Raw genomic sequence first — 409 nt, forward strand, 5'->3', positions numbered from 1 at the left:
GTGAGGAAGCGCTCGACGCCAATGGCGAGCACCAGCTTCATCATGCGGTCGACGCTGACGAAGGGAACGATGGCGAGGCGCGAAGGCTGGGTCATGATCAGAGGCTTCCGGAGTGGCTGCGGGTCGGGCGGTCCAGGAGGCGGCGGCCCATCAGGCTGGCGGTGAGGTCGACAATCAGCGTCGCGGTGCGGCCGCGCTCGTCGAGAAATGGATTCAATTCGACCAGGTCGAGGCTGGAGACGAGGCCGCTGTCGGACAGCATCTCCATCACCAGATGCGCCTCGCGGAACGTCGCACCGCCGGGAACCGTGGTGCCGACAGCCGGCGCGATCGACGGGTCGAGAAAGTCGACGTCGAGACTGACATGCAGCAGCCCGTCTTCATCAGACACGCGCGCCAGGAAGGCACG

At 66.0% G+C, this 409-nt stretch carries 1 protein-coding gene; it reads right to left on the reverse strand.

Going from position 1 to position 409, the window contains the following annotated elements; translation table 11 throughout:
* Positions 1-97 precede the first annotated feature (97 nt).
* Positions 98-409: arginase family protein (locus tag EN859_RS35555; protein WP_189502496.1), on the reverse strand; the 312-nt coding region annotated here is incomplete at its 5' end.

Source organism: Mesorhizobium sp. M00.F.Ca.ET.216.01.1.1, from assembly GCF_004010325.2.
GTDB lineage: Bacteria > Pseudomonadota > Alphaproteobacteria > Rhizobiales > Rhizobiaceae > Mesorhizobium.